Origin of the sequence: Halorubrum miltondacostae (genome assembly GCF_041379815.1) — an archaeon.
Lineage (GTDB): Archaea > Halobacteriota > Halobacteria > Halobacteriales > Haloferacaceae > Halorubrum > Halorubrum miltondacostae.
On the sequence record NZ_JBEDNY010000001.1, the window covers coordinates 385,454 to 410,355 of the forward strand.

The 24,902-nt window shown below is 67.4% G+C and carries 25 protein-coding genes, 1 tRNA gene and 1 pseudogene; 17 read left to right on the forward strand and 10 right to left on the reverse strand.

Annotation, left to right across the window (positions count from 1 at the left end; genetic code table 11):
- Positions 1 to 98: 98 nt before the first annotated feature.
- Positions 99 to 173 (forward strand) — tRNA-Glu (locus tag ABNG04_RS02065).
- Between the two features lie 74 nt (positions 174 to 247).
- Here ABNG04_RS02065 and ABNG04_RS02070 read toward each other — a convergent pair.
- Complete coding sequence (locus ABNG04_RS02070) at positions 248 to 1,630, reverse strand: YncE family protein (protein ID WP_371160744.1); 1,383 nt, start codon at positions 1,628 to 1,630, stop codon at positions 248 to 250.
- A 138-nt stretch (positions 1,631 to 1,768) separates the two neighbouring features.
- On the opposite strand from ABNG04_RS02070, the gene ABNG04_RS02075 reads away from it, so the two are divergent.
- Positions 1,769 to 2,233, forward strand: coding sequence for a DUF302 domain-containing protein (locus tag ABNG04_RS02075; RefSeq protein WP_371159612.1), 465 nt, complete (start codon positions 1,769 to 1,771; stop codon positions 2,231 to 2,233).
- A gap of 21 nt (positions 2,234 to 2,254) precedes the next feature.
- Here the strand turns inward: ABNG04_RS02075 and ABNG04_RS02080 are convergent, their stop codons facing one another.
- On the reverse strand, positions 2,255 to 2,485 hold the full coding sequence (locus ABNG04_RS02080) for a hypothetical protein (RefSeq protein ID WP_371159614.1): 231 nt from the start codon (positions 2,483 to 2,485) through the stop codon (positions 2,255 to 2,257).
- 174 nt (positions 2,486 to 2,659) lie between these two features.
- On the opposite strand from ABNG04_RS02080, the gene ABNG04_RS02085 reads away from it, so the two are divergent.
- On the forward strand, positions 2,660 to 4,555 hold the full coding sequence (locus ABNG04_RS02085) for a helicase C-terminal domain-containing protein (protein ID WP_371159616.1): 1,896 nt from the start codon (positions 2,660 to 2,662) through the stop codon (positions 4,553 to 4,555).
- Positions 4,556 to 4,917: 362 nt separating this feature from the next.
- The gene (locus ABNG04_RS02090; protein WP_006112842.1) at positions 4,918 to 5,109 is read left to right on the forward strand and encodes a DUF7317 family protein; all 192 of its coding nucleotides are present in this window, start codon (positions 4,918 to 4,920) and stop codon (positions 5,107 to 5,109) included.
- A 127-nt stretch (positions 5,110 to 5,236) separates the two neighbouring features.
- Here the strand turns inward: ABNG04_RS02090 and ABNG04_RS02095 are convergent, their stop codons facing one another.
- Positions 5,237 to 6,382 (reverse strand): 60S ribosomal export protein NMD3, encoded by a 1,146-nt coding sequence (locus ABNG04_RS02095; protein WP_371159618.1) that lies wholly within the window; start codon positions 6,380 to 6,382, stop codon positions 5,237 to 5,239.
- Positions 6,383 to 6,523: 141 nt separating this feature from the next.
- Here ABNG04_RS02095 and ABNG04_RS02100 point away from each other — a divergent pair, with 141 nt between their 5' ends.
- The 5 genes from ABNG04_RS02100 to ABNG04_RS02120 all read left to right on the forward strand — a co-directional run bounded on the left by ABNG04_RS02100 (position 6,524) and on the right by ABNG04_RS02120 (position 10,289).
- On the forward strand, positions 6,524 to 6,877 hold the full coding sequence (locus ABNG04_RS02100) for a DNA-binding protein (protein ID WP_049930504.1): 354 nt from the start codon (positions 6,524 to 6,526) through the stop codon (positions 6,875 to 6,877).
- Entirely contained in the window at positions 6,878 to 7,471 is a 594-nt protein-coding gene (locus ABNG04_RS02105; protein WP_371159620.1) for a DUF7411 family protein, read from the forward strand.
- 75 nt (positions 7,472 to 7,546) lie between these two features.
- Positions 7,547 to 7,756: a hypothetical protein gene (locus tag ABNG04_RS02110; protein WP_371159621.1), complete on the forward strand. Its 210-nt coding sequence runs from the start codon at positions 7,547 to 7,549 to the stop codon at positions 7,754 to 7,756.
- 78 nt (positions 7,757 to 7,834) lie between these two features.
- Positions 7,835 to 9,157: a histidine--tRNA ligase gene (gene hisS / locus ABNG04_RS02115; protein WP_371159622.1), complete on the forward strand. Its 1,323-nt coding sequence runs from the start codon at positions 7,835 to 7,837 to the stop codon at positions 9,155 to 9,157.
- A gap of 55 nt (positions 9,158 to 9,212) precedes the next feature.
- Complete coding sequence (locus ABNG04_RS02120) at positions 9,213 to 10,289, forward strand: CNNM domain-containing protein (protein WP_371159624.1); 1,077 nt, start codon at positions 9,213 to 9,215, stop codon at positions 10,287 to 10,289.
- Between the two features lie 16 nt (positions 10,290 to 10,305).
- On the opposite strand, the gene ABNG04_RS02125 is transcribed toward ABNG04_RS02120, so the two are convergent.
- The 5 genes from ABNG04_RS02125 to ABNG04_RS02145 form a co-directional block, all read right to left on the reverse strand.
- Positions 10,306 to 10,719, reverse strand: a complete 414-nt coding sequence (locus ABNG04_RS02125; protein ID WP_371159626.1) for a DoxX family protein — start codon at positions 10,717 to 10,719, stop codon at positions 10,306 to 10,308.
- A gap of 70 nt (positions 10,720 to 10,789) precedes the next feature.
- Positions 10,790 to 11,608: an Nmad3 family putative nucleotide modification protein gene (locus ABNG04_RS02130; RefSeq protein ID WP_371159628.1), complete on the reverse strand. Its 819-nt coding sequence runs from the start codon at positions 11,606 to 11,608 to the stop codon at positions 10,790 to 10,792.
- Positions 11,609 to 11,623: 15 nt separating this feature from the next.
- The gene (locus tag ABNG04_RS02135) at positions 11,624 to 12,217 is read right to left on the reverse strand and encodes a DJ-1/PfpI family protein (RefSeq protein ID WP_371159630.1); all 594 of its coding nucleotides are present in this window, start codon (positions 12,215 to 12,217) and stop codon (positions 11,624 to 11,626) included.
- Positions 12,218 to 12,331: 114 nt separating this feature from the next.
- The gene (locus ABNG04_RS02140; protein WP_371159631.1) at positions 12,332 to 13,243 is read right to left on the reverse strand and encodes an acyltransferase; all 912 of its coding nucleotides are present in this window, start codon (positions 13,241 to 13,243) and stop codon (positions 12,332 to 12,334) included.
- Positions 13,244 to 13,306: 63 nt separating this feature from the next.
- Positions 13,307 to 13,483 carry a hypothetical protein gene (locus ABNG04_RS02145; protein ID WP_371159633.1) on the reverse strand — a complete coding sequence of 59 codons (177 nt, stop codon included), beginning with the start codon at positions 13,481 to 13,483 and terminating at the stop codon, positions 13,307 to 13,309.
- A 130-nt stretch (positions 13,484 to 13,613) separates the two neighbouring features.
- On the opposite strand from ABNG04_RS02145, the gene ABNG04_RS02150 reads away from it, so the two are divergent.
- On the forward strand, positions 13,614 to 14,687 hold the full coding sequence (locus tag ABNG04_RS02150; RefSeq protein WP_371159635.1) for an aldo/keto reductase: 1,074 nt from the start codon (positions 13,614 to 13,616) through the stop codon (positions 14,685 to 14,687).
- A gap of 495 nt (positions 14,688 to 15,182) precedes the next feature.
- Here ABNG04_RS02150 and ABNG04_RS02155 read toward each other — a convergent pair whose 3' ends face one another.
- The gene (locus ABNG04_RS02155) at positions 15,183 to 16,556 is read right to left on the reverse strand and encodes an APC family permease (protein WP_371159637.1); all 1,374 of its coding nucleotides are present in this window, start codon (positions 16,554 to 16,556) and stop codon (positions 15,183 to 15,185) included.
- A 336-nt stretch (positions 16,557 to 16,892) separates the two neighbouring features.
- Here ABNG04_RS02155 and ABNG04_RS02160 point away from each other — a divergent pair, with 336 nt between their 5' ends.
- Together ABNG04_RS02160 and ABNG04_RS02165 are read left to right on the forward strand one after the other, a co-directional pair.
- Positions 16,893 to 17,618: a universal stress protein gene (locus tag ABNG04_RS02160; RefSeq protein ID WP_371159639.1), complete on the forward strand. Its 726-nt coding sequence runs from the start codon at positions 16,893 to 16,895 to the stop codon at positions 17,616 to 17,618.
- A gap of 68 nt (positions 17,619 to 17,686) precedes the next feature.
- Positions 17,687 to 18,115, forward strand: a pseudogene (locus ABNG04_RS02165) (potassium transporter TrkG); the annotation flags it as partial.
- 205 nt (positions 18,116 to 18,320) lie between these two features.
- On the opposite strand, the gene ABNG04_RS02170 reads toward ABNG04_RS02165, so the two are convergent.
- Positions 18,321 to 18,716, reverse strand: a complete 396-nt coding sequence (locus tag ABNG04_RS02170; RefSeq protein WP_371159641.1) for a universal stress protein — start codon at positions 18,714 to 18,716, stop codon at positions 18,321 to 18,323.
- Between the two features lie 158 nt (positions 18,717 to 18,874).
- On the opposite strand from ABNG04_RS02170, the gene ABNG04_RS02175 reads away from it, so the two are divergent.
- From ABNG04_RS02175 to ABNG04_RS02195, 5 genes are read left to right on the forward strand one after another with little or no spacing between them, the layout of a single operon-like run.
- The gene (locus ABNG04_RS02175) at positions 18,875 to 20,170 is read left to right on the forward strand and encodes an ABC transporter substrate-binding protein (RefSeq protein WP_371159643.1); all 1,296 of its coding nucleotides are present in this window, start codon (positions 18,875 to 18,877) and stop codon (positions 20,168 to 20,170) included.
- Positions 20,170 to 21,012, forward strand: a complete 843-nt coding sequence (locus ABNG04_RS02180) for an ABC transporter ATP-binding protein (protein WP_371159645.1) — start codon at positions 20,170 to 20,172, stop codon at positions 21,010 to 21,012. The genes ABNG04_RS02175 and ABNG04_RS02180 overlap by 1 nt, the downstream gene beginning before the upstream one ends.
- Positions 21,012 to 21,845 carry an ABC transporter ATP-binding protein gene (locus tag ABNG04_RS02185; RefSeq protein ID WP_371159647.1) on the forward strand — a complete coding sequence of 278 codons (834 nt, stop codon included), beginning with the start codon at positions 21,012 to 21,014 and terminating at the stop codon, positions 21,843 to 21,845. Before ABNG04_RS02180 ends, ABNG04_RS02185 begins: the two co-directional genes overlap by 1 nt.
- Positions 21,846 to 23,924, forward strand: coding sequence for an AMP-binding protein (locus tag ABNG04_RS02190; protein WP_371159649.1), 2,079 nt, complete (start codon positions 21,846 to 21,848; stop codon positions 23,922 to 23,924). It begins immediately after the preceding gene.
- Positions 23,925 to 24,878: a branched-chain amino acid ABC transporter permease gene (locus ABNG04_RS02195; RefSeq protein WP_371159651.1), complete on the forward strand. Its 954-nt coding sequence runs from the start codon at positions 23,925 to 23,927 to the stop codon at positions 24,876 to 24,878.
- Positions 24,879 to 24,902 lie beyond the last annotated feature (24 nt).

A 24,902-nucleotide genomic window follows, 5' to 3' on the forward strand; every position in this document is an offset into this window, starting at 1 on the left:
CGCGGGTCGGCGAGCCACGACAAACCGGGGCACGGCGGCGTCGAAACGGAACTGTTTTACTATCGTCTTTCCTACTGTGAAACGCGACGAACGGACGTGCTCTGGTGGTGTAGTCCGGCCAATCATATCACCCTCTCACGGTGATGACCTGGGTTCAAATCCCAGCCGGAGCATCTCTCTTTCCGTCTCGACGCGTACTGTCTCCGCGTAGCGACCCGTCTCGGTCGAACGCGTATTCTTGCGACCGTCAGCCGCAGTAACAGTGGTCGCCCATACAGAACGTCGCCTCCATGCCGCCGAGCGGCAGCCCGAGCGAGGCGAGCGTGGCCCGGACGTCGTTGACGGCGCTTCCGGCCGGCCTGACGGTGCCCGCCGCCGCTCCCGTCGGCGCCTCGCCGGCCTCGATCGTCGCGACCACCGACCGGGAGGCGTGCTCCACCACGGCGACGTGGTTCGCGTCCTGGACCGGCACGTACAGCTTCTCGCGGTCGGGTCCCCACGCGGCGGCGATGGCGCTCCCGCCGACATCGATGGTCGTCTCGTACGCGAACGTCTCCAGGTCGATCACGCCGACGCCCTCGCCCGGGATGAGGAGGTACGCCGCCTCGCTGTCTGGGTCGACCTCGCTCGTAATCGGCGCGCCCGGGAGCCCGTCGTCGCGGGTGACCTTCGCCACCTCCGCCGGGGCCTCGGGGTCGGAGACATCCCAGACACTCTCGGAGCCCTCGCGCGGGACCGCGGGGTCGCTCCCGAGGGTCCCCTGGCCGTTCTCGACGAGGAGGTACTCCCCGTCGAACGTCGCGGTACACATGAACGGGAGCACCTTCCCGTTGGTAACCGGCTCGCCCGCGTCGACGCGCGCGACCGTCTCGAAGGGGTCGACGCGCACCACGCGGAGCGACTCGTCGGCGATGTCGGCGACGAAGCCGTACTCGCCGTCCGGGCCGAGCGTCGCGTCGCAGGGGCCGACGTAGCCGGTCCGCATCTCGCCCGTCACCTCGCCGAAGGGGCCACTCTCGCGGTCGGCGTCGACGCGGAAGATAGCGTGGTCGGCAGGGTCGTCCGGGTCGGGGTCGAGCCCTGTCGTGCCGCCGGACGCGATCAGGAGGTGATCGCCGTCCGGGGTCACGTTCGGGTAGTTCGGGCCGAAGCCCGTCTCGACGAAGGTGAGCTCTTCCAGGGTCCCCTGGTCGAACGCGTGGACGCCGCCGGCGACGTTGAGCCACAGCACGTCGTACGCGCCGTCCGGCCCGGTCGAGTACTGGTTGGCCGGGAACGACGCCGTGGTGTCGAGGAACGCGGTCGCGACCGCCTCGTCGCGCTCGGGATCGATGACGCTCACCGTCCGGTCGCCGTTGTTGAACGCGAACACCGTGGGGCGCGCTTCGCCGCCCCCATCGCCGGCTCCGCCCCCGCCGCCCGAACAGCCGGCGAGCGCCGCCGCGGCGACCCCGCCCGAGGCGCGGAGCAGCCGGCGCCGGTCGACGCCCTCGGCGAACGGGTTCGTTCGATCGTCGTTGGCGAGCGCGGCCCCCTTCGACGGTCGCGGCTCGGCCGCGGTGGAACGGGCGTCGTCTCTCTCTCTGGGTCCCGAGGCGCCCCTCCTCGGTGAGCCCTCGCGCGTCGCCAGCGACGGCGGTCGTCGGTCATGGTACTGACCTCGGGCTCGCCGGCTAAAGCCCCGCCGGCCGTCGCGGCGACGTTCGAGGTAGCGGCAGGTGTTGAGGCGGCGAAACGGATTTACCGCGGTGGGGTGTGAGCGGTTCCCATGAGCGACGCCGCACACCCCGCCCCCACCGCTGACGAGGCGCTCCACACGACCGTCGACCTGACTTTCGAGGACGCGGTGCCGTTCGTCCAGCTCGAACACGAGCTCGCCGACTTCGAGACGGTGCGCGTCACGCGGCTCGACGAGATGATCGAGGGGATGCTCGGTCACGACGACGCAGAGCGGACGGCGCTGATCGTCGTCTGTCACCCCGAGATCGCGTACGACGCGCTGCGGATCGACCCCACGCTCGCCGGCATGCTCCCCTGTACCACCGTCGTGTACGAGCGCGCCGGCGACGACCGCGTCCACGTCCACCACGTGTCGGCCACGAAGGCGATCCGCGACCTCGGCTGCGCGTCGGCCGCCGGCGTCGACGAGGCCGCTGTCGAGGACCTCGTGGCGAAGACCGGCGAGCTGATGGCCGTCGTCTGGGAGAACATTGAGAGGCACAGTCAGGAGTAGTCGCCGACGGCCCGCTAGCCGTCACCGGTTCAGCCGCCAGCGGATCACCGCGGCGGCGAGGAGGACCGTCCCGAACGTGACGCCCCCGGAGATGAGCGCGCCGCGGGCGCTCGTCGCGCCCGTCGCGAACGCGCTCACCGAGGCGGAGCCGCCGACCAGCGCCGCGCCGCCGGCCAGTCCGCCGAAGCCGATACAACAGAGGCTCAGCAGGCCCACGACGGACAGCGACCCGAGGATCCCGTCGTCGCTCATCGCTCTGGGTCCCCATCGTTCCTCCGCCCACCAATAGCTACTGGGGTCTGGCGCGGCGGACGCGCGACCGTCGGCGCGACGCGACCCTCGCCGCGGGTCGGGCTCGACCCCGCGACGGTGCCGCGTCTGACCGCCAAGCGAGGATTTAATTCCGCCAGCGCGCGAGGGCGTCGTGTGGACCCGACCCGGATCCCCGCCGAGTTCCCCGCGCCGAGCTTCCGCGGCGCGCAGGAGCGGGCGCTCGCCGACATCCGCGACGCCTTCGCGGCGGGCAACGAGGTCGTGCTGGTGCGCGCACCGACGGGTAGCGGGAAGTCGCTGCTGGCCCGCGCCATCATGGGCGCGGCGGCGACCGCGGGCGAGGCGGCCCCCAGCGAGGCGACCGGCGCGTACTACACGACCCCGCAGGTGTCGCAGATCGACGACGTCGAGGCCGACGACCTCCTCGACGACTTGGCGGTGATCCGCGGGAAGTCGAACTACGACTGCGTGCTCCCCGGCGAGCACGACACGCCCGTAAACCGCGCCCCCTGCGCGCGCCAGCAGGGGTTTGACTGCTCGATCCGGCACCGCTGCCCGTACTTCTCCGACCGCGCCATCGCCTCCGGGAACCGCTTCGCGGCGATGACCCTCGCGTACTTCATGCGCACCGCCGGCTCCGAGGTGTTCCGGAAGCGCGACGCGGTCGTGATCGACGAGGCGCACGGGCTCGCCGAGTGGGCCGAGATGTACGCGACGATCGAGATCTCGCCGGAGCGCGTCCCGGTGTGGGACGACGTCGGCGTCCCCGACGTCGCGGCCGACGCGGGCCCCGAGGAGGACGCGCTCGATCGGACCGCGCGGTTCCTCGAGGCGCTCCGCGACGTGGCGATCCGCGCGAAAGACGAGCTGGTCGGCCGGGAACTCGACCGCGAGGAGGTCGCGCGCCGCGACCGGCTCCAGGAGCTGATAAGCGAACTCGGCTGGTTCCTCGAAGACTACCGCGACCCCCAGTCGCCGACCTCGTGGGTTGTCGACCAGCCGGGCGGCGAGGGGTCGACGATCGAGATCAAGCCGCTTGACCCCGCGCGATACCTGCGACACACCGTGTGGGACCGCGGGAACCGGTTCGCGCTGCTGTCGGCGACCATCCTCTCGAAGGAGGCGTTCTGCCGCGGCGTCGGCCTCGACCCCGCGGACGTCGCCCTCGTCGACGTCGAGCACACCTTCCCGCTCGCGAACCGCCCGCTGTACGACGTGACGCAGGGGTCGATGACCTACGAGCACCGCGACGAAACGGTCCCGAAGATCGCCCGCCTGATCGTCCGGCTGATGGCCGAGCATCCTGACGAGAAAGGGCTGATCCACGCGCACTCGTACGACATCGCGGAGCGGCTCACCGAGCGCCTCGGCGAGTTCGGCGTCGCGGCGCGCGTTCGCCGTCACGACAGGCGCAATCGCGACACCGAGCTGGAGGCGTGGAAGGCGAGCACGGACCCGGAGGTGTTCGTCTCCGTGAAGATGGAGGAGGCGCTGGACCTGAAGGGCGACCTGTGCCGGTGGCAGGTGGTGTGTAAGGCCCCGTACCGGAACACGAACGACTCGCGGGTGGCCCGCCGGCTCGAGGACGGCCAGTGGGCGTGGTACCACCGGACGGCGCTGCGCACCGTGATCCAGGCGTGCGGTCGGGTCGTCCGCGCCCCGGACGACTACGGCGCGACGTACCTCGCCGACGACTCGCTGCTCGACCTCTTCGAGCGCGCCGCGGCCGACACCCCGTCGTGGTTCCGCGACCAGATCGACGCGATGTCGACCCTGTCGCTGCCGGCGTTCGACCCCGGCGCCGCGCTGGCGGGCATCGACGCGTCCCCGTCGGCTACGGCCGGCTCCGGACGGCGGCGGGACCGGCGCTCCGGGAAGGCCGACGGTGGCGGCGCGACTACTCCGTCACGCGGCGTCGGCGGCGGCGAGGACGGTGACACGACCGCCGACGGCCCGGGAGGGAGCGACGACTCGGTCCGCACCCGCTCCGAGCGGGACGCGGAGCGCCGTCAGGACCACCCGCTCTCCGACGTGTGGGGCGACGGCTGACGGACCGCACGACGCTCTCGCGGAGAGCAGAGAGGGACCACAGACGAGGAGCGACGGCTGCCGGGCGGCGCGAGCGCGCTCTCGGCGAGGCGGCCGCGGCGCCGGCCACTTACAGCAGCGAGACGCCCCAGGCGAACATCGAGCTCACCATGAGGAGCGCGAAGAACAGCGCCATGAGCTGTTGTCTGTCCATACCCGCGTGTCTGCCACAGGGCGGTATAACTCCTGCGGGCGAGCGGAGCGCGCCGACCGACGTATTACAATCCCGGTTCCGATCGGCTGCTAATATATATCGTATAAGGTGTATCAGGTCCCTCAATGAAGTAGTAACCTTCATAATCCCTCACGCGACTACTGGGTGTATGGCCACGAACGGGCTGTCGAGTGCGCTGACGCTGTACGGTGCGCGAACCCTGACGCTGTCGCAGGCGGCCGCACAGGCAGGGCTCAGCGAGGCCGAATTCATCGAGCAACTCGAACGCCGCGGCATCGAGGTAACGGAGTCCGAGCGCGCCGCCGCGCTCGGCCAGGAGCAGCCCGCTCGCGCCGACTGAGCGGCGCTCCCCCGCTTCCGGGGACGCCGCCTCGCCGACCGCTTTCGCGACCGCTCTCAACGAACGATCAGTTCTGCCGCCGTTCGCTCGCTTCCGAACCGCGCTCGGCTAAGTCCTCCGAGCCGCCTCAGTCGCCGCTCCGAGCCGACTCCGCGGTCCGCGCCGCCCCCTCGTCGGGCACGAGGTGGACGTCGCCGCCGTGTTCGAAGGCGAGCACCGCGTCCGTGTCGTCGTCGACGAACGTCGGGTTCGGGACGGTCTTCGCCTCGTAGGTGACCGGGTCGAGCACCTGGATCGCGTTCTCGTCTTCTACGGTCACCACGGTCGTCTCCGCGGCGTCCTCGCGGGTACCGAGCCGGGTCGCGTCGGGGGCCTCCGCGTCCGCGAACGCGGAGGTGTACTCGGCGCCCGTAGCGAGCCGGACCCCCTGGAGCCGGCCGGAGACGCCCGTGACGAGGACCGGCCCGTCGCCGTCCTCGGGGTCGACGATCTCGCCTTCCGCGTACTTCGGAAGCCGCACCGCGAACGTGACGCGGTACACCTCGTTGCCGTCGCCGTCCTCGGTGACGAGCGTCGGGTACGACTCGAAGCTCCCGCCGAGCGAGTCGGTGATCCGCGTCGCCACGTTCTGCGCGAGCCGGTTCGAGGAGAGCTTGATATTCGGCCCGTCGTCCGTCTCGTTCACCTCGGTGATGAACGCCTCGCGGTCGCCGTCGGCCTCCTGGTCGGCCACGTACGACTCCGCGATGTCGAGCGCTTCGGCGCGCTCCCCCGGGGTGAGGTCGCGCTCGTCCGCGCGGACCTGGACGATCCCGGCGTAGTACCCGCCGGCGATGCGCCCGCAGCGGTCGCAGGTCCCCCGCGAGATCTTCACGGGGACCGTCACCTCCGCCGAGCGGAGGGTGCCGCGCACCACGCCGGAGAACCGGCAATGCATCCGGACCGTGTTCTCGTCGACCTGCTCGGGCTCGACCCCCCACTCGACCTCCTCGGCGTCGACGTGGACGCCGAGCGCCTCCGCGACCTCGTCGACGGCGACATCGGTGTAGTCGCGCGCGCCGACGTCGCGCCACGACTCGCCGCGCCTGACCGCGCCGCAGCCGGAACAGACCAGCACCTCGATCCGGTCGGGCGCGTCGACCAGGTCGAAGTCCTCGAAGTAGCAGTCGTCGCAGAGCAGCGCGTCTCGCCCGCGCGGCTCGCCCGGAAGGGGGTCGCGCCGCTCGGGGACCGGGTCGCCGCAGCGCGGACAGAACTCCCGCGAGTCGCTCATTGGACGCGGCTACGCCGAGGATCCGTTTAAACGGCGCGGACCGCCCCCGCGGCGCCCGACGAGTGCGAGGCCGAATCCGGCCGTTCCGCGCGGGTCGCGACCTCCGAAATGGTTTTTCGCACGGACCGAGAACGGGAGCGTATGAGCGGGAACCCCGACGACGAACGGCTCGAGGAACTGCGCGAACAGAAGATGGAGGAGCTCCGCGAGCGCCAGGGCGGCGAGGGCGACGCCGCCGAGGCCCAACAGCAGGCCCAAGAGCGCGCCGAGGCACAGCAGGAGGCGGTGCTGAAACAGTACCTGACCGACGGCGCGCGCCAGCGGCTCAACGCGGTCGAGATGTCGAAGCCGCAGTTCGGCGAGAAGGTGAAAAAGCAGGTCGCCGCGCTGGCGCAGAGCGGACGCATTCAGGGACAGATCGACGAGGACCAGATGCGGGACCTGCTCAAAGAGCTCCAGCCCGAGCAGAAGAGCTTCGACATCCGCCGCCGGTAAATGGAGCTCGCGCTGCTGTACAGCGGGGGGAAAGACTCCTCGCTGGCCGCCCACCTGCTCGACCGGTTCTACGACGTCCGCTGTGTCACCGGGAGCTTCGGGCTCACGGACGACTGGGAGCACGCCGAGCGGGCGGCCACCGAGCTCGGCTTCTCGTTCGAGCGCGTCAACCTCGACGGTGAGGTGGCCGAGAGCGCCGCCGAGACGATGGTCGCGGACGGCTACCCCCGGAACGGGATCCAGCGCGTCCACGAGCACGCGCTAGAGGCCATCGCCGCCCTCGACGTCAACGCCATCGCGGACGGGACCCGCCGCGACGACCGCGTCCCCACGGTGTCGCGGGCGCAGGCGCAGAGCCTCGAAGATCGCAACGACATCGACTACATCTCTCCTCTCTCCGGGTTCGGCCGCCACGCGGTCGACCAGCTCGTCGACGCCACCTTCGACGTCCAGCAGGGACCGAGCGAGGAGGTGCCGAAGGCTGACTACGAGGACGAGCTCCGGACGCTCATCGCCGACGAGTACGGCGAAGGGACCGTCGGCGAGGTGTTCCCGGACCACGACCAGACGTACGTCCACGGGCGGACCGACTGACCGGCGGTCCCAGTTAAAGGCCCTCGCTACTGTGCGATTCCCGTTTCCCGCGTTCGGACACACGGATCGAACGCGATGGCCGAAGACCGACGCGACGCCCCGACAGACCGCCTCGACGCACTCGACGAACAGGCCGAGTCCTCCGCCGCTCGCCCGATAGCGACCCGGACTCGAGTCCCGGAGTCGCCCGCCGACCCCGACGCGGAGGCTCCAGACGAACCGACCGGCGACCGAACAGCACCCGTCGACGACGACCCCATCTACCCGCGGACGCGGGTCCCCTAACCGGCCTCTCGGTCCCGCGACCGCTCCCGGGCGGCCCGAAGGGATGCTTTCAAGCGGGCGCTCGCCGAACCGGCGGTCATGTACGACGGCCTCAAAGGCTTCCGCGACTTCTACCCCGGCGAGCAGTCCGCCCGCCGCGAGGTGACCGACGCGATCGAGGGCGCGGCGGCCAGGCACGGCTTCCGCGAGATCGCCACGCCCGCCTTGGAGCGGACGGAGATGTACGTGGACAAGTCCGGCGAGGAGATCGTCGAAGAGCTGTACGCCTTCGACGACAAGGGCGGCCGCGGCGTCTCGATGACCCCGGAGCTCACGCCGACGGTCGCGCGGATGGTCGTCGAGAAGGGTCAGGAGCTGTCGAAGCCGATCAAGTGGGTCTCCACCCGGCCGTTCTGGCGCTACGAGCAGGTCCAGCAGGGCCGGTTCCGCGAGTTCTACCAGACCAACATCGACGTGTTCGGCTCCTCGGCTCCAGAGGCCGACGCCGAAGTGCTCGCGACCGCCGCCGACGCCCTGACCGACCTCGGGCTCACCGGCGACGACTTCGAGTTCCGCGTCTCGCACCGCGACATCCTCGGCGGCCTCGTCCGGTCGCTCGCCGCTGACCCCGACGCGGTCGACACCGCCGCCGCGATCCGCGCGGTCGACAAGCGCGCGAAGGTCGACGACGCCGAGTACGTCGGACTCCTCTCGGACGCGGGTCTCGCCCGCGACACGGCGCGCGACTTCGACGACCTCATCTCCGACGTGGACACCGTCGACGACCTCGACGCGGTCGCCGACGCGGGCGACGAGTCGGTCGAGGACGCGGTCGAGAACCTCCGGAACGTCCTCGCCGCGGCCGACGACTTCGGTGCGGGCGAGTTCTGCGAGGTGTCGCTGACCACCGCCCGCGGGCTCGACTACTACACCGGGGTCGTCTTCGAGTGCTTCGACTCCACCGGCGAGGTGTCCCGCTCCGTCTTCGGCGGCGGGCGCTACGACGACCTCATCGAGAGCTTCGGCGGCCAGCCCACGCCCGCGGTCGGCGTCGCCCCCGGCCACGCGACGCTCAAGCTCCTGTGTCAGCGCGCCGGCGTCTGGCCCGACGAGGAGCTTTCGACCGACTACTACGTGCTCAGCGTGGGCGACACGCGGGGCGAGGCGGCCGCGCTCGCGAGCGACCTCCGTGCGCTCGGGGACAACGTGGTGGTCGAACAGGACGTCTCCGACCGCTCGTTCGGCTCGCAGCTGGGCTACGCCGACTCGATCAACGCCGAGACGGTCGTGGTCGTCGGCGAGCGCGACTTAGAGAACGGCAAGTACACGGTGAAGGACATGGCGAGCGGCGACGAGACGACGGTCCCGGTCGAGGAGTTCCCGCCCGAGGACGGGCTGCCGACGTACGAGGACTACGAGTAAGCTCGGCCGGTCGCGGCCTGAACCCTTTTCACGGTCGGACGGGGACCGGGAGACGATGATCCCGCTCGCGACCGCGATGCCCCCGACCGAGATCGCCCTCCGCGTGGCCGCTGGCGTCCTCCTCATCCTGATCAACGCCTACTTCGTCGCCGTCGAGTTCGGCCTGACGCGCCTCCGTCAGTACCCCGAGTCGGAGATGGACACCCCTGGACTCCGGCGCGCCTGGGATATGACCGACGACCTGGAGTTCTACCTCACCACCTGCCAGGTGTGGATATCCGGCACGAGCATCGCGCTCGGCATCGTCGCCGAGCCGGGGCTCGCGGCGCTTTTCGCCCCGCTGTTTGAGAACACGACCCTCGCGTCGGCCGGCGCGGGCTCGCTGCTGGGATTCCTCCTCATCAACACGGTCCACCTGACCCACGGCGAGCAGACGCCGACGTACCTCGGCGTCGAGCGCTCGAAGCAGGTCGCGAACTACGGCGCGCGACCGTTGTACTGGTTCGCGTGGGCCATCTCCCCGCTGATCAAGTTCGGCGACTGGGTCGCGAAGGCGACGCTCGCCCTCTTCGGCGTCGAGATGACCGGGTCGTGGACCGAGGCCGAAGGAGAGGTATTGGAGACGCGCGCGCAGCTCCGCACCCGCCTCGGCTCGATGATGGAAGATATCGAGCTCCCGGAGGAGCGCCGCGAGGAGGTCCTCAGCGCGCTCGACGTGGACCGGGTCACCGTCGCCGACGTGATGACCCCGCCCGACGAGATCGTCTCGCTGACGACGACGGCGGCGGTCGAGGAGAACCTCGACCGGATCCGGGACACGCCGCACACACGCTTCCCGCTCGTCGGCGAGGACCGGGCCGACTTCGAGGGGATCGTGTACGCGCCCTCGATCGTGAGCCGCTTCGACGCGCTCCGCGACGGCGACCTGACGTTCGCGGACGTCGCGGCCCCGCCAGTGACGGTTCCCCCCGACGCGAGCGTCAGCGACGCCTACGACCGGTTCCAGGCAGAGTCGCAGGAGCTCGCCCTCGTCGTCGCGGACGGCGAAGTTGTCGGGCTGCTCACGGCGACCGACGCCATGGAGGCGGTGATGGGCCAGCTGGAGGACCCGCTGGACGCCGGCGAGCTGTAAATCGCGGCGCGCCCGGTCAGTTCTTGTACGCCTCGCGCAGGAACACCACGGCTCCGCCCAGCATCGCGAGGTTGCCGAAGAAGGCGAGTCGCTCGCCGCTCTTGTCGCCCTCGTCGGCGTTCCAGAAGTCGTGCATCGTCGCGGTCACGACCGTCAGGAACGCGACCGCCGCACCGGTCGCGATCCGGGGGAGCCGCCAGAGCGCGATGCCGACGCCGGCGACTATCATCATGCCCGAAGCGAACGGTGCGGCGACGTCCGGCAGCGGGACGCCCGCCGACTCGGCGTACTCGATCGTGTCCTCCATGTCGCGGAAGTCCTCGGAGGCCTGCGCGGCGAGGCCGGCCCCGAGCAGGACGCGCCCGAGCCGCGACGGCGCGGCGCGGCCGGTCCCCTCGTCGCTCTCGTCCATTGGTTCGTCGTCGCTCATGAGCCGTATAACGCGGCCGCGCCTCATAAATCGCGGTGGCGAGGGGAACGGGCACCCGCGTCGGGCCCCGTCACGCTCGCTCGACCCGCGCCAGCAGCTCCGCGGTCGCCGCCTCGTCGAAGGCCATGGGTCGACGCCACCACGGACCCTTCCCCGAGTCGCTCGACAGGTCGGTCACGATCGGGTTCGCGTCCGCGCCGGCGTCCGGCGCGCTCAGCGGCACGACCCGGTCGAACGGGCCCGACGCGTCCGAGTCGCCGACCGCGACGACGCGGGCGTCGAACGGGTCCCGCTTCAGGTGCGCGTTGGTCGGCGCGGCCGCGGCGGCGGCCGCGCGGTCGACGACACCGTCGCCGGCCGCCGGCGAGAGCACGCGTTCGACCCGGATCCCCGCGAAGAGGTACGCGCCCCAGTCGGGGGCGAGGTCGTCGTCGACGGCCACGCCGCGGTCTCGGAGCCACGCGCCGCCGCGGTCGTCGGCCCCCTCGTCCCCGGGTCGCTCCGCGCCCGGTCCGGCCCAGTCGCGCGGCCGCAGCGACAGCGTCGCGTAGAACAGGAGCCAGTTGCCGGGGTCGAGGTCCGCGATCCGCCCGGCCTTCACGCCGTGCGGGTCGCCGTACGTCGCGCGTTTGCGGCCGTGGACGCCCGGGAACTCGGGGTCGGCGTGGACGGGCGTCTCGCGCAGGGCCGTCGGGACCGCGAACGGGAGGTCGAGGTCGCCATAGGTCGGAACTGGTTCGTCGACCGGGGCCTGCCCGCGCGGCAGCGTCGCCGCCGACTCGGGGATCGGGACATACGCGAAGGAGCCGTCGGGGTAGACGGGGCCGCGGAACCCTGGCTCGTTCGTGTTGGCGGCGACGTTGACGGCGACGGCGCGGGGGTCCGACATCGAAAAAGCGCGGGCTCAGTCCGCCGTCGCGGCGGGCTGTTCGTGGTCGATCTCCGTCCCGAGGAGATCGAGGAACTGCGCGATCCACTCGGGGTGGTCGGGCCACGCCTGCCCCGTGACGAGGTTCCCGTCGGTCGTCACGCCGTCGACCCACGAGCAGCCGGCGGCCTCGACCTCGGCCCTGACGGCGGGGTACGCCGTCATCTCGTAGCCGTCGAGCACGCCCGCGGCGGCGAGGATCTGCGGGCCGTGACAGATCGATGCGACCGGCTTGTCGGCCTCGAAGAAGTGCCGTACCGCGTCGAGCACCTCGTCGTAGCCCCGCAGGTACTCGGGGGCGCGCCCGCCGGGGACGACGAGCGCGTCGTAGTCGGTCGGATCGACCGCGTCGAACCCGTGGGTGAGTTCGAAGTCGTGGCCCCGGGTCTCTAGGTACGTCTGGTCGCCGCGGAAGTCGTGGATCGCGGTCTTGACCGACTCGCCGCCCTCGCGCTCCGGGCAGACGGCGTGGACCTCGTGGCCGACCGCCTGGAGCGCCTGGAACGGGACCATGATCTCGTAGTCCTCGCCGAAGTCGCCGACGATCATCAGTATCCGTTGTCCTGTCATGTGTTAGACACCACTCGCGCGTACGCACCGCTGGCAAATAATGATACTGGCGTGCGGTGACATACCACGGGAGAAGTCGTCTGCGGTCGCGGCGGAGCCGGCCGCACGGCGCCCTCAGCGCGGCGGGCTCGGCGGCTGGAGATCCCGCTGGAACTCGTCGAACTGTTCGAGGTCGTCCGGGAGGTCGTACTCGATCTCGCGGGCGTCCTGGTTGTCGGGGAGCCGGCCGTCCTCCAACTCGTCTGCGGCCTCCTCCCAGCCGGGCTTTATACGGACACTGCGGGCCGGGGACCCGACGACGACGTGGTGGGCCGGCACGTCCCCCTGGACCACGGAGCGCGCGCCGACGACGCTGTTCTCGCCGATCCGACAGCCGGCCCGGACCATCGCGTCGTAGGTGACGCGGGCGTCGTCCTCGACGATCGTGTGGAAGTTCCGGACCTCCGTCTGGTCGACGATGTCGTGGTCGTGGCTGTACAGGTGGACGCCGTCGGAGATGGAGGCGCGGTCGCCGATCGTCAGCTTCCCGCGGTCGTCGAGGTGGACGTCGTCGTGGATCACGACATTGTCGCCGACCTTGATGTTGTGGCCGTAGGTGACGGAGATCCCTTTGAAGAAGCGGCAGTCGTCGCCGCACTCGGCGAACAGGTGATTGCCGAGCATCTGGCGGAAGCGGAGCGCGAACTCGACGTTGTCGGCCATCGGCGTGGCGTCGAACTGCCGCCAGAGCCACTGGAGGTGTTTCGAGCGCTGGAAGCGGTCCTCGTCCTTCTCGGCGTAGTACTCCGACTCCAGCGTCGCGTTACAGGGGTCGTACCCCTGAAGACGGACGCGCTCGGCGCGCGACACCGACTCGCCATCCTGCCACGCCTCCCACGCCTCGCGGTCGCCGTGGAGGTCGATCAGCACGTCGCGGACGACCTCACAGGTGTCCTCGTCCGAGGAAAGCCGCTCGTCCACCTCGTCGATGAACCCTCGGACCCCGGCCTCGGCACCGTCGGGCAGGGACACGTGTCGCTTTGTCATCGGACCCCTTTCGTCGCCGTCATTCAAATGGATTCGGTTGTGCGAACGCGGCGCCTCAGCCGGTCAGTACAGCTCGGCATCGACGAAAATGGAGATGAGAGCGCCCGTGAAAGCGATCACGAACGCCGGGGCGATCGCGGCCGCGCCGAAGGAGAGCAACAGCGCGGTGACCGCGACGACGGCGATGATCCCGAGCAGGGCGACGATGATGTCGAGCCGACGACGGAGGGAGTCGTCCATGGGGGCGGACTGGCCGCGAGCGAGTAATAGCCGGCGGTACGTGCGGCGACTCGCGAACCCGACCGCCGGCCGTTCCACCGCGCCGAGACCGACCGCGCCCGATAAGTGTCCAGACCGCCAATTGAGACGTATGGAACACCGCGAACTCGGTAACTCGGGCGTCGAGGTCTCGGAGATCGGCTTCGGCGCGTGGGTCGTGGGCACGGACTGGTGGGGCGACCGCTCGGATGAGCAGGCGGTCGGGATGGTCGAGGGGGCGCTCGACGCGGGCGTCACCTACGTCGACACCGGCGACGTGTACGGCCACGGCGACAGCGAGACGATCATCGGGAAGGCGATCGACGGCCGCCGCGACGAGGTGACGCTGTCGACGAAGATCGGCTACGACTTCTACGACAACCCGCAGGCCGGCCACGGCGAGCTGCCGAAGGAGCTGAACGAGGAGTACCTCACCGAGGCGTTCGAGGCCTCGCTGGACCGCCTCGACACGGACTACGTCGACGTGCTCCAGCTCCACAACGCGAACGTCGACGAGGTGACGCCGGAGGTGCGCGACCTCCTCCGCGAGTGGAAGGCGGACGGGCGCGTCCGCGCGCTCGGCTGGGCGCTCGGTCCCTCGATCGGCTGGCTCGCCGAGGGCGACGCCGCCGTCGAGTACGAGGAGTTCGACGCGGTCCAGACCGTGTTCAACCTCTTCGAGCAGGAGCCCGGCCGCCACTTCGTGGACGCGATCCGGGAGAGCGACTCGGACACCTCCGTCATCGCCCGCGTCCCGCACTCCTCCGGCCTGCTCAACGAGCAGGTGACGCCCGACACCGTCCTCGAGGACGGCGACCACCGCTCGCACCGTCCGAAGGAGTGGTACGAGACCGGGTGGGAGAAGGTCGATGCGATCCGCTTCCTCGAGGACCCGGACGGAGCCGGGGGGACGCGCACGATGGCGCAGGCCGCGATCCGCTGGCTGCTCGCCCACGACGAGGTCGCCTCCGTCACGCCGACGTTCCGCGACGGCGACGACATCGCCGAGTGGAGCGCCGCGAGCGACGTGCCGCCGATCTCCGACGCCGAGTACGAGCGGTTGGACGACCTGTACGCGCGCAACTTCGACGTCGACCGCGACGACGGGATGGATGTCCTCCGCACCTCCGTCGACGGCGAGGACATCGAGGCCGCCGGCCTCGACAAGCGCGCCGCCTCGTACTGAGCGCTCGACGCACCCTGGTTCGACCGCCCCGGTCCGACCCGCTCTTTTCGCCTCGAAACCGCCCGACAGCGGGCGGACGTCACGTCGTTGAACAACTTTCACCGCGCTCCGCGGGCGACGCCGCTTTGCGTCGGGTCGACGCACATTCAGATCGCCGAACGGTCGCGTCGCTGGCGCGGGTGGGAACGGCTCGGTCGAAACCTGTCGTCACAAGCAGCTCGGTGGGAGAGAGTCCAGAACTACTAATAGAATTTGCTTGATTACCAACCGCACCTGTCGCTCAGTGCTTAGAGGTGGTGGCTCGGTGGAAGGTCTTCATCACAAGGGGCTAAGAGGGGGTAACGGATCGTCATGGCCACCACATCCGGATTACCGCATTGGGGGTTATAAACTGACCGTGATGTGAGTCGCGTTAAATTCTATCGTGAGGACTAACGCTATACACTTAGATAGAGAAGCGGCAGCTGGGCGGAGTCAATAGTTCGGACGTTCGGACTACCCGAGCTGATCTTTAAGCTCAATATCTCTCGCATAGATCAAATACCAAAGAACCCCGAGGAACGTGAATACAACACCCAAGATCTGTGAGAGCGGCTGCATGAACCCAATCAGCGCAAAGCTGGCTACACCACCCACCGCTGGAACGACGGGATATCCGGGAGACCTGAACGCGGGATCGTACCAGGTCGGTTCCCTCCGTCGGATCACGATAAGCGCGACGCAGATGAGTCCGTACATAATGAGATGGAGAAACGAGGCTACCTCGGCGAGTACCTCTGTCCGGCCGGTGGCAACCAGTGCGACAGTCACTCCACCAACGAACGAAAGCGCGAAGTGAGGCGTTCCATACTCCCGGTTGACGCGCGCGGCTGCCTTCGGAACGAGCGCATCAGAGCTTAACCCGTACAACGCACGTGACGCACTCAAGATCGATGCGTTTGCCGAGGAGATGGTCGCCAGTAACCCGGCAATGAGGATGACAACGACGCCGGGAAATCCGAGGTACTCGCGAGCCACTTCGACAATAGCTGTCTCGCCCATTGGCCCGATCACACTCGGCTCGAACGTGCTGCCGGCAATTAGCAACGTCACGATATAGAGAACCCCGACCAGCACGACCGACCCAACCATTGAGAGTGGGAGGTTGCGATCCGGATCGACGATATCTTCTGCGACTGTGGCGATCTGAGCGAAGCCGAGATACGAGGTGAACACGAGCGCAGCAGTCGAAAGGATCGGGGCAAAGCCCTCCGGTGCGAACTCCGCAGGGATTCGTGACGACCCTCGGACGCCGAGGAGGTCGAGACCACTAACAGAGAGAAAAACTGCGAGGATTGCTAGGAGAAAGCCGACAACAGCATTTTGGAGTGATTCGGTGTTTTCAGTCCCGAAGATACTTAATCCAGCCAACAAGAGTCCAGCGACGACTCCGATCAGGAGAACTAGGTTGATTGGACCAATTGAGACAGAGGTTGTACTGACGATACCTGCCTCAACAAGAATTTCAGCGGCATACTCACCGAGCCCGACGAGATAAAACGCCGAGGCAAACATGAGTCCAAACGTGAGGCCGATTCCAACGATCGCTCCCGGGAGCGTTCCAAGCCCTCGGGAGATGAAGTAGTACCCGCCGCCGCTCTGGGGCATCGCAGTCGCGAGTTCAGACGTTGGGAGAGCGACTAGCAGCGCAATCACAGCCCCAATCCCGAACGAGATTGCCGCAGCCGGTCCGGCCCGCCCTGCGGCGAGGCCGGGAAAAACGAAGATCCCCGCACCGATCATCGTCCCGGTCCCGATCGTTACTGCGCCTGCGAGGCCAATCGTCCGGTCGAGTTCTCCCTGGCTACCGGAATCCGACGTCTCTGACACTATCAGCAAACACAGTGGAAATAATGATAAATCATTTGTTTCGAACATTCGACATTCTTTGTCGTTCGAACAGTAGATTCGATTGAATTACCGGCTGTTACTCGCAACGGGTTGTTTCATATTGGTGTTTGTCGCTTGACTCTGTTCCATATCTGATAACTTATGTTATGCGCATCTATAGCAACAACAAACAGACATCAATTCAGTGGGCCACCTTACAAGAAATAGAACCAACTATCAGATCCGATCACGCGAGCGTCCAATCTCCGAAATTTCCCTACAGAAGGGATATCACTAACTTCCCTGGTGATGTACTGCCCCGTTACGTGAACACCAATGTCTAAGCAAATCTCGGAACCGACGATTCTCGTTCCTCTTGACGCCAGTGACGTGGGGGAACCGCCGCGTGCGCTTGTGGATTTGTTGAGTCCGCATCAATTGGTCGTCCTCGGTTATTATACCATCCCCGATCAGACGGCGGCGGACCAAGCGCGAGACCAATTCGGCGAGGAAGCGACTGATGCCGTCGACGCGGTAGCGGACCGGTTCGCGGAGCGTGGTGCCGGAGTAGACTCTGTAGTCGTATTCACTCACGACCGATCAGAAACGATCGATAATATCGCTGCTGAGTATCAGGTCGATGCCGTCCTCACCCCGGGCGACGTCGGGGATACACTCAATCGCATTCTCGTTCCCCTCCGCGGTGACGGTAATCTCGACCGAATCCTTGGATTTGTCGGCGTACTGCTCCGCGAAAGCGATGCCTCGGTGACCCTGTTCAATGTCGCAGGGTCAGATGACGAGGCTTCTCGCGGCGAACTGCTGGTCCGCGGAGCCTGCGATCGGGTTGGAGAGACTGAAGGAATCGATCCCTCGCGTGTTGACTGGCGCTTGGAGCGTGATACCTCGACCGCGACCGCTATCGTGGACGCCTCTGAGGACTACGATCTCCTGATCGTCGGTGAATCGCAACCGTCACTGACCGATCGTATTCTCGGTGATGTGACAGATGAAGTCATAGATAGATCGACAGATCCACTGCTGATCGTCCGCGAAAAGTAACCCCCCGGCCCGGCCTTTATATCACAGCTTTCGACTCTGCCGGGTTAGAAGAACCCCGTCGGGAGAGAATTGCTTTCGAGCGACACTCTCACGCGTTACTGATGTACCGACAGATGACCCAATGGCTCGGCGGAATGGGGATTATCGTGTTCATGCTCGCTATTCTGTCTGAACTCGCGGTCAGCGGGGCTCAACTAATTGACGTGGAGGCCCCTGGCCCGGAACGCAAGAAGTTGACGCCGAAAATAGCCGAGACAGCGCGTATTCTGTGGTCAATCTACACTGGAATCACGCTGCTGTGTATCGGGTTGCTATACGGGCTTCATCTCGGTGGCCTCGCTCCGAATATGAACTTGTACAACGCGATTGCTCACGGACTCACAACGCTCCCAACTGACGGATTTTCGCCACAGGCCGCGAGTATTGCCGCATTTTCGCCGGCAGTCCAGTGGCTCGTGATTCCGTTCATTACTCACGTGCCTATTAGTAGAAGTCTGCTTTCGGTGGGGGAACCGACTCGTCATCGCCACCACGGGTCGATATACTCGCTCGCAGTTATGAACTGATTGCGATGGGACCCGGTAACTCCTCGGTCACCCCGACGGACCGGAGAACCCCGCTCCGACCCCGACCGGCGATCGGTGCGCAGTTGCGACCGGCCACACACGGCCGGATTCGGCGCGTGCGGTCCGAGCGCTCGGTTCAGTCGCCGCCGCTACAGACGAGGACCGGTCGTTCGGTGTCGAGGATGACGCTCTGCGTGACGCTGCCGAACAGGACCTTGCCGGTCGGCGTGCGCTTCCGGCCGGCGACGACGATCTGGTCGGCGTCGTGCTCGTCGGCGACGTTGAGGATCGCCTTGGCGGCGTCGCCGCCGTAGCCCTCCGGCGTCACGTCGATCCCGGCCTCCTCGAGTCGGGACTGTGCGACCCGAACGGACTTGACCTGTTCGACGGTGCCGCCCGCCCGGTTCTCGCTGAACGAGTGGACGAGCACCGCCGTCACCTCATCCGTCTCCAACGGCATCGACGCGATCGTCTCCGCCTGCGTCTCGGCCCGCGCCTCGTCCGTGTCGATGCCCACGACAATTGTAAACATGAACCAGCCGTCTCGGCACTCGCATTTGTTTGTTTCGGCGACCCGACCGCTCCGATCGCCGTTCGCGACCGCTCCGCTTTCGGGTAATCGCCCGCCGAGGGGGTGAATCTATCCCTAATGATTATGTGGTACGTAGCTCACGGTAGTAGGTAGAACTCATGACAAACGATAACACAGAAGATTCGTCACGACTGTACCGGCGGCGGAACGTCCTCAAGAGCGGCACCGCGGGCGCCGCGACGCTGGCGCTCGCCGGGTGTATCGGCGGCGGCGACGGGGGCGACGGGAGCGGAGACGGTAGCGGCGGTGGCGACGGGAGCATGGCCGAGTCGGTCACGGTACCCGGCATCTACGACGAGAGCGGGGCGACGTCCGACGTGGGGCGACCGACGGCTATCGGCTCGCGGGACACGATCACGTACATCAACGAGAACGACCTGTTCGACGTGACCCTCGACCACCCGAACAACGACTACGCCTACGAGGTGCCGCAGGCCCAGCAGTACTACCAGCAGTACACCTCCGAGTCGTCGCCGCCGCTGATCATCGGGTGGGGCACCGCCGACACTGAGGCGCTGGCGGGCACCGTCGCGGAGGACGAGGTGGTGTACGTCTCCGCGTCGTACTCCGCGAACCTCGTCACCGAAGAGTTCCCGTACAATTTCTTCGGCAACCTCGATTACACCAGTCAGGCCCGCGCACACCTGAAGTGGATCGCGGACAACGACCCGGAGGCGACGGTCGGGTTCATCTTCTCGAACACGGCGTTCGGCCGGTCGCCCGTGGAGGGCGGCAAGCAGTACGCCGAGGAGCTCGGGCTCGACGTGGCCCCGGACATCAACCTCCCGCTGACCGCCAACTCCGCGACCACGCAGCTCCGACAGGCCAGAGACCAGGAGATCGACTACCTCATCCACCAGAACACCTCTGCGCCGATGCGGGTGCTCTTAGAGGACCGTCAGGACATCTACCCCGATCTGACGGTCTGCGGCCTGACGTACACCGTCGACGAGCGCGTGGTCCAGCAGTCGCCCGACATCTTCGAAGGTGTGCGATACGTCAACGCGTTCCGCACCTTTCAGGGCGCGCTCGACAGCGGCGGCCGGGGCGCGGAGATCATCGAGGCGAACTTCGAGCGTGAGGGGCGCAGCATGGATGATCCCGAGGTCGCCCAGCTCAACTACGTGCGCGGCGTGATCCACGCGCTGCTCGCGCTGAAGGGGATGCAGAACGCCGCCGAGGCCGGGAACGACGTCACGACCGGGCCGAATATCAGGCAGGGCATGTTCGGCATCGAGGACGACGACATGTTCGGCCTCGCCGAGCCGTTCAGCTACGCGGAGGGAGACCGCCGCCCGACGATGAACGGGCGGCTGTTCGAGGTCACCGACGGAAGCCTGAGCTTCGACACCAGCGTCGAACTACCCCGACGAGAATCCTGGATTGGACTGTAATGGCGACCAACGAGCAAGCGACCGCGACCGCGGTAGACGACGGCGACCAGCCGGTCGTCGAACTCGACAACGTCGAGATCGTCTACGACCGGCACTTCCTCGCCGTACAGGGCGTCTCGATGTCGGCCAGCGAGGGCGACATCGTCGCGCTGCTCGGCCCGAACGGTGCCGGGAAATCGACGATCCTGAAGATGATAAGCGGCATCGGGCGGAGCGAGCGCGGCGAGGTCACCCGGGGGCGCGTGTTCCTGCGCGGCGAGGACGTGACCAACGACGGCGCAAACGAGATGGTCGAGCGCGGCATCACGCACATCCTCGAGGGCCGGCGGGTGTTCGAGGACCTCACCGTCGAGGAGAACCTCCGATGTGGGCTCTACCGCCAGGGCCGCCGGTTCCAGTTCGACGAGGACGACTACCAGATCGCCTTCGAGTACTTCCCGCAGCTGGAGGATATCATGGACCTGAAGGCCGGCTACGCCAGCGGCGGGCAACAGCAGATGCTCGTCATCGCTCGCGCGCTGATCCACCGGCCGAACCTCCTCCTGTTGGACGAGCCGTCCCTCGGGCTCGCGCCGAAGCTGGTCCGCGACATCTTCGAGACGCTCGTGGAGATCAACGAGCGGGAGGATATCACGATGCTCATCGCGGACCAGAACGCCAAGCGCACGCTCGAGATCGCCGACTACGGCTACGTCATGGAAAACGGCCAGATCGAACTCCACGACCCGGCCGACGAGCTCGTCGAACGCGAGGAGATCAAGGAGTTCTACCTCGGGACGTCCAGCGAGGACTCCCGGTACACCGACATCAGGCATTACAAGATCCGCAAGAGGTGGACCTGATGAGCGCCGATCAGGAGGCGCAGGCGCGTTCGGCGTCGCTCAGGAGCGGCGCGCACGTGCCGCCCGAGGAGGCCGCGATCGGCTGCCGGAACGTGACCAAGACGTTCGGCTCGATCACTGCCGTCGACGACGTGGAGCTCGGCATCGCCGACGGCGAGTGGGTGTCCATCGTCGGCCCGAACGGCGCCGGGAAGACGACGCTGTTGAACATCCTCAACGGCTTCTACACGCCCGACGCCGGGAGCGACGTGTACCTGAACGGCGAGGAGGTCAGCGGCAGGCCGGAACACTACCGCGCCCGGCACGGCCTCGGTCGGACGTTCCAGGGGTTGGAGCTCTTCGAGAGCGAGGACGTCTTGGAGAACGTGATGACGACCCGGGCGGTCGCCGAACGCCCGAACGTGCTCTCGGCGATGCTGTACTACGGCGCCGGGCGGAAGACGGAGGCCGAGAACATGCGGTTCGTCGAGGAGATCCTCGACTACCTCGAGCTCTGGGAGTACCGGCACACGACGGTCTCGACGCTGCCGCTTGGCGTCCAGCGGCGCGTCGACCTTGCCCGCTCGCTCGCGCTCGAGCCGGACGTGCTCCTGCTCGACGAGGCGATGAGCGGGCTCACCTTCGACGAGAAGTACGACATGATCCGGTTCCTGACCGACCTCCACGAGGAGGAGGGGTTGACGCTCGTGATGATCGAACACGACCTCGAAGTCGTCACCGCGGTCTCGGAGCGGATGATCGTCATGCAGAAGGGCGGTGTCATCGCTCGCGGGCCGCCAGAGGCGGTGACGGACGACCCCGAGGTCGCCCGCGTCTACACGGGGGTCGAGTAGATGGCGGCCGACAACGTCGAGAGCAAGGGGGTTGCGTCGGGCGACGCGGCCGACTCGGGGCTCTCCGTCGAGCGCGTCGTGACCGCGCCGGAGGGCGAGTCGGTGCCCATCGTCTCCGACCGGGCGCTCCCCGAGATCCTCATCGACCATGCCGCCGAGCACCCGGACGACATCGCCCTGCGCTGGAAGCAGTACGGCGTTTGGCAGGAGTTCACCTGGGAGGAGTACTACGACCGTGTGGAGCGGTTCGCGCTCGGGTTAGAGGAGTACGGGTTCGGCGACGAGGACGTGCTGTTCACCATCGGGTACAACCGCCCTCACCAGCTGTGGGCGTGGATCGCCGCGCAGTCGCTCGGCGGGATGGCGGCCCCGAATTACGAGGACATGCTGCCGGAGGATATCGAGAAACAGCTCCGGCTGCTCGAACCCGAGGTGGTGTACGCCGAAGACCAGGAGATGGTGGACAAGCTCCTCCTCGTCTCGGACGACGTGCCGTCGCTGTCGACGATCATCTACCGGGACGACAAGGGCATGTTCCGGTACGAGAACGGCGAGAAGACCGGGCCGGGCGACCCCGAGATCGTCGCCTACGAGGACGTCGAGGAACGCGGCCGCGAACGCCGCGAGTCCGGCGACGTGCCCGACGACTACCTCGCGTCCGAGATCCAGACCGTGCCCGCGGAGGCGACCGCGATGCTCGCGCCCACGTCGGGGACGACGGGGATGCCGAAGCGCGTCCGTCTCTCGCATTTCAACCTCGTGAACCTCGCCAACGCGGCCATTGACATCGACCCGCTCCCGAAAGAGTCGGACTACTTCTCGTACCTCCCGATGGCGTGGGTGGGCGAGCAGATGATCCTCCTTGCGGCCGCGTTCGTCGCCGGGTGGACCGCGAACTTCCCGGAGCAGCCCGAGACCGAGGAGGAGGACCTCCGCGAGATCGGCCCGGAGATCATCTTCTCGTCGCCGAAGCGGTACGAGGCGTGGGTCGCGGACGTCAAGGCGAAGATCGAGAACACCTCGCGGTTCAAAGGCTGGGTGTACGACAAGGCGATGAGCATCGGGGAGAAGTACGCCGAGTACGTCATCGGCGACAAGAACGACGAGGAGCCCCCGGCGTGGCTGCGTGGGGCCCAGTGGCTGTCCTACTGGGTGGCGTACCGCCCGATACTCGACAAGATCGGCCTGAAGCGCGCGAAGAACGTCTACACCGGCGGCGGCCCCCTCGGCGAGGACCACTTCGAGTACTACCACGCGATGGGCGTCCCGCTCAAACAGATCTGGGGGCAATCCGAGGTCTGCGGGTTCGTGACGATGCACCGGGACGACGACGTTCAGGTCGAGACGGTCGGCGAGGTGTTCCCGAACGTCGAGGTAGGGATCACGCCGGGCGGCGAGCTGCTCGTGCGCGGCCCGGTCGTCACCTCCGGCTACTACGGGATGCCGGAGAAGACCGAGTCGGCGTTCGAGGACGGCTGGCTCCACACCGACGACTTCGGCGCGCTCACCGACGACGACCACGTCCGGATCTTCGACCGGATGGACGACGTCTTAGAGATGACCGACGGCACCGCCGTCGCGCCGATTAGCGTCGAGACGAAGCTGAAATTCAATCCCTACGTGAAGGAGGCGATGGTCGTCGGCGACGACCGAACGGAACTCACCGCGGTCCTGAACATCCGGTACGACAACGTCGCCGAGTGGGCCGACCAGCGCGACATCCAGTACGCGGGGTACGGCGATCTGACGCGGAAAGAACCGGTCCTGGAGCTGCTTCGCGGCGTCGTGGCGGAGACGAACGAGGACCTCGATAACCCAATCCAGCGGTTCGTGCTCCTGTTCAAGGAGTTCGACGCCGACGACGGGGAGCTCACACGCACCGGAAAGCTCCGCCGCGAGGTCGTCGTGGACCGGTACAGCGACCTCGTGGCGGCCCTGTACGACGGCAGCACTGAGATAGAGATGGAACTCACGATCACGTATCAAGACGGCAGAGAGTCCGATGAACACGGCGTCATGCGCATCGTGGACGTGGACCAACCGGTCCTCGACGACGAGCGCGAACTGGAGGTGAGCTAGATGGTCAACTGGGTCACGCTCATCGACATCTCGCTGAGCGGCCTCGGACTAGGCGCGCTGTACGCGCTCGTGGCGATGGGCTTCTCGCTCATCTACAAGGTGACCGGCGTCCTGAACTTCGCACAGGGCCAGATCGCGATGGTCGGCGCGTACGGGGTCGTCATCTTCGGCACGGCCACCGTGCTCCCGTCGGCGATACCGGCGTGGGCGGCGGTGCTCGTGACGGTCCTGCTCGGCGTCCTGCTCGGACTGGCGCTCGAACGGATCGTGTTCCGCCAGTTCATCGGTGAGCCGGTGTTGTCGGTGATCATCGTGACGCTGGCGCTCGGCAGTATCCTCGAGGGTGTCATCTTCTTCCTGTACGGCCAGAACGCGCAGGCGTATCCAGGGGCGCTGACGTTCGGCGGCCAGATCGCGCTCCCGCTCGGCACGTCGATACAGGCGGCGTACGCCGTCGCCGTCGCCATCGCGCTGGTCGTCGTCGCCGTGCTGATGCTGTTCTTCCGCCGGACCGTCACCGGGTCGATCCTCCGGGCGTCCGCCAGCGACGAGCAGGCCGCGATGGTGCTCGGCGTCTCCATCGAGCGCACCATCGCGCTCGCGTGGACGCTCTCCATCGCCATCACCGCCATCGGCGGCATCCTGCTGGCGACCTCGAGCGGCGGGGCGGCGGTCTCCATCGAGAACACGGGGATCATCATCTTCGCCGCCGTCGTGTTGGGCGGACTGGACAGCATCCCCGGGGCGTTCATCGGCTCGATCGTCGTGGGCGTCCTCCAAGAGCTCGGGTCGTACTACCTCGTGGGCGGCACCGCGGTGTACGTCCCGTTCACGAATATCCAGGCCAACTTCGGCGCGGGCTTCGGCGAGATCCTGCCGCTCGTGCTCCTGCTCGTCGTCATTCTGGTGAAGCCGTACGGCCTGTTCGGGACCGAGCGGATCGAGAGGCTCTGACCATGACGGGACACAGCTCGCGCG

Excerpts from the sequence above, each read along its gene's own strand:
- ABNG04_RS02150 (WP_371159635.1), top strand. The coding sequence starts at position 13,614 with ATGGAACACCGCGAACTCGGTAACTCGGGCGTCGAGGTCTCGGAGATC.
- ABNG04_RS02140 (WP_371159631.1), bottom strand. The coding sequence starts at position 13,243 with ATGACAAAGCGACACGTGTCCCTGCCCGACGGTGCCGAGGCCGGGGTC.
- ABNG04_RS02075 (WP_371159612.1), top strand. The coding sequence starts at position 1,769 with ATGAGCGACGCCGCACACCCCGCCCCCACCGCTGACGAGGCGCTCCAC.
- ABNG04_RS02105 (WP_371159620.1), top strand. The coding sequence starts at position 6,878 with ATGGAGCTCGCGCTGCTGTACAGCGGGGGGAAAGACTCCTCGCTGGCC.
- ABNG04_RS02090 (WP_006112842.1), top strand. The coding sequence starts at position 4,918 with ATGGCCACGAACGGGCTGTCGAGTGCGCTGACGCTGTACGGTGCGCGA.
- ABNG04_RS02100 (WP_049930504.1), top strand. The coding sequence starts at position 6,524 with ATGAGCGGGAACCCCGACGACGAACGGCTCGAGGAACTGCGCGAACAG.
- ABNG04_RS02095 (WP_371159618.1), bottom strand. The coding sequence starts at position 6,382 with ATGAGCGACTCGCGGGAGTTCTGTCCGCGCTGCGGCGACCCGGTCCCC.
- ABNG04_RS02195 (WP_371159651.1), top strand. The coding sequence starts at position 23,925 with ATGGTCAACTGGGTCACGCTCATCGACATCTCGCTGAGCGGCCTCGGA.
- ABNG04_RS02125 (WP_371159626.1), bottom strand. The coding sequence starts at position 10,719 with ATGAGCGACGACGAACCAATGGACGAGAGCGACGAGGGGACCGGCCGC.
- ABNG04_RS02080 (WP_371159614.1), bottom strand. The coding sequence starts at position 2,485 with ATGAGCGACGACGGGATCCTCGGGTCGCTGTCCGTCGTGGGCCTGCTG.
- hisS (WP_371159622.1), top strand. The coding sequence starts at position 7,835 with ATGTACGACGGCCTCAAAGGCTTCCGCGACTTCTACCCCGGCGAGCAG.
- ABNG04_RS02180 (WP_371159645.1), top strand. The coding sequence starts at position 20,170 with ATGGCGACCAACGAGCAAGCGACCGCGACCGCGGTAGACGACGGCGAC.
- ABNG04_RS02170 (WP_371159641.1), bottom strand. The coding sequence starts at position 18,716 with ATGTTTACAATTGTCGTGGGCATCGACACGGACGAGGCGCGGGCCGAG.
- ABNG04_RS02130 (WP_371159628.1), bottom strand. The coding sequence starts at position 11,608 with ATGTCGGACCCCCGCGCCGTCGCCGTCAACGTCGCCGCCAACACGAAC.
- ABNG04_RS02175 (WP_371159643.1), top strand. The coding sequence starts at position 18,875 with ATGACAAACGATAACACAGAAGATTCGTCACGACTGTACCGGCGGCGG.
- ABNG04_RS02190 (WP_371159649.1), top strand. The coding sequence starts at position 21,846 with ATGGCGGCCGACAACGTCGAGAGCAAGGGGGTTGCGTCGGGCGACGCG.
- ABNG04_RS02120 (WP_371159624.1), top strand. The coding sequence starts at position 9,213 with ATGATCCCGCTCGCGACCGCGATGCCCCCGACCGAGATCGCCCTCCGC.
- ABNG04_RS02145 (WP_371159633.1), bottom strand. The coding sequence starts at position 13,483 with ATGGACGACTCCCTCCGTCGTCGGCTCGACATCATCGTCGCCCTGCTC.
- ABNG04_RS02110 (WP_371159621.1), top strand. The coding sequence starts at position 7,547 with ATGGCCGAAGACCGACGCGACGCCCCGACAGACCGCCTCGACGCACTC.
- ABNG04_RS02160 (WP_371159639.1), top strand. The coding sequence starts at position 16,893 with ATGTCTAAGCAAATCTCGGAACCGACGATTCTCGTTCCTCTTGACGCC.
- ABNG04_RS02135 (WP_371159630.1), bottom strand. The coding sequence starts at position 12,217 with ATGACAGGACAACGGATACTGATGATCGTCGGCGACTTCGGCGAGGAC.
- ABNG04_RS02185 (WP_371159647.1), top strand. The coding sequence starts at position 21,012 with ATGAGCGCCGATCAGGAGGCGCAGGCGCGTTCGGCGTCGCTCAGGAGC.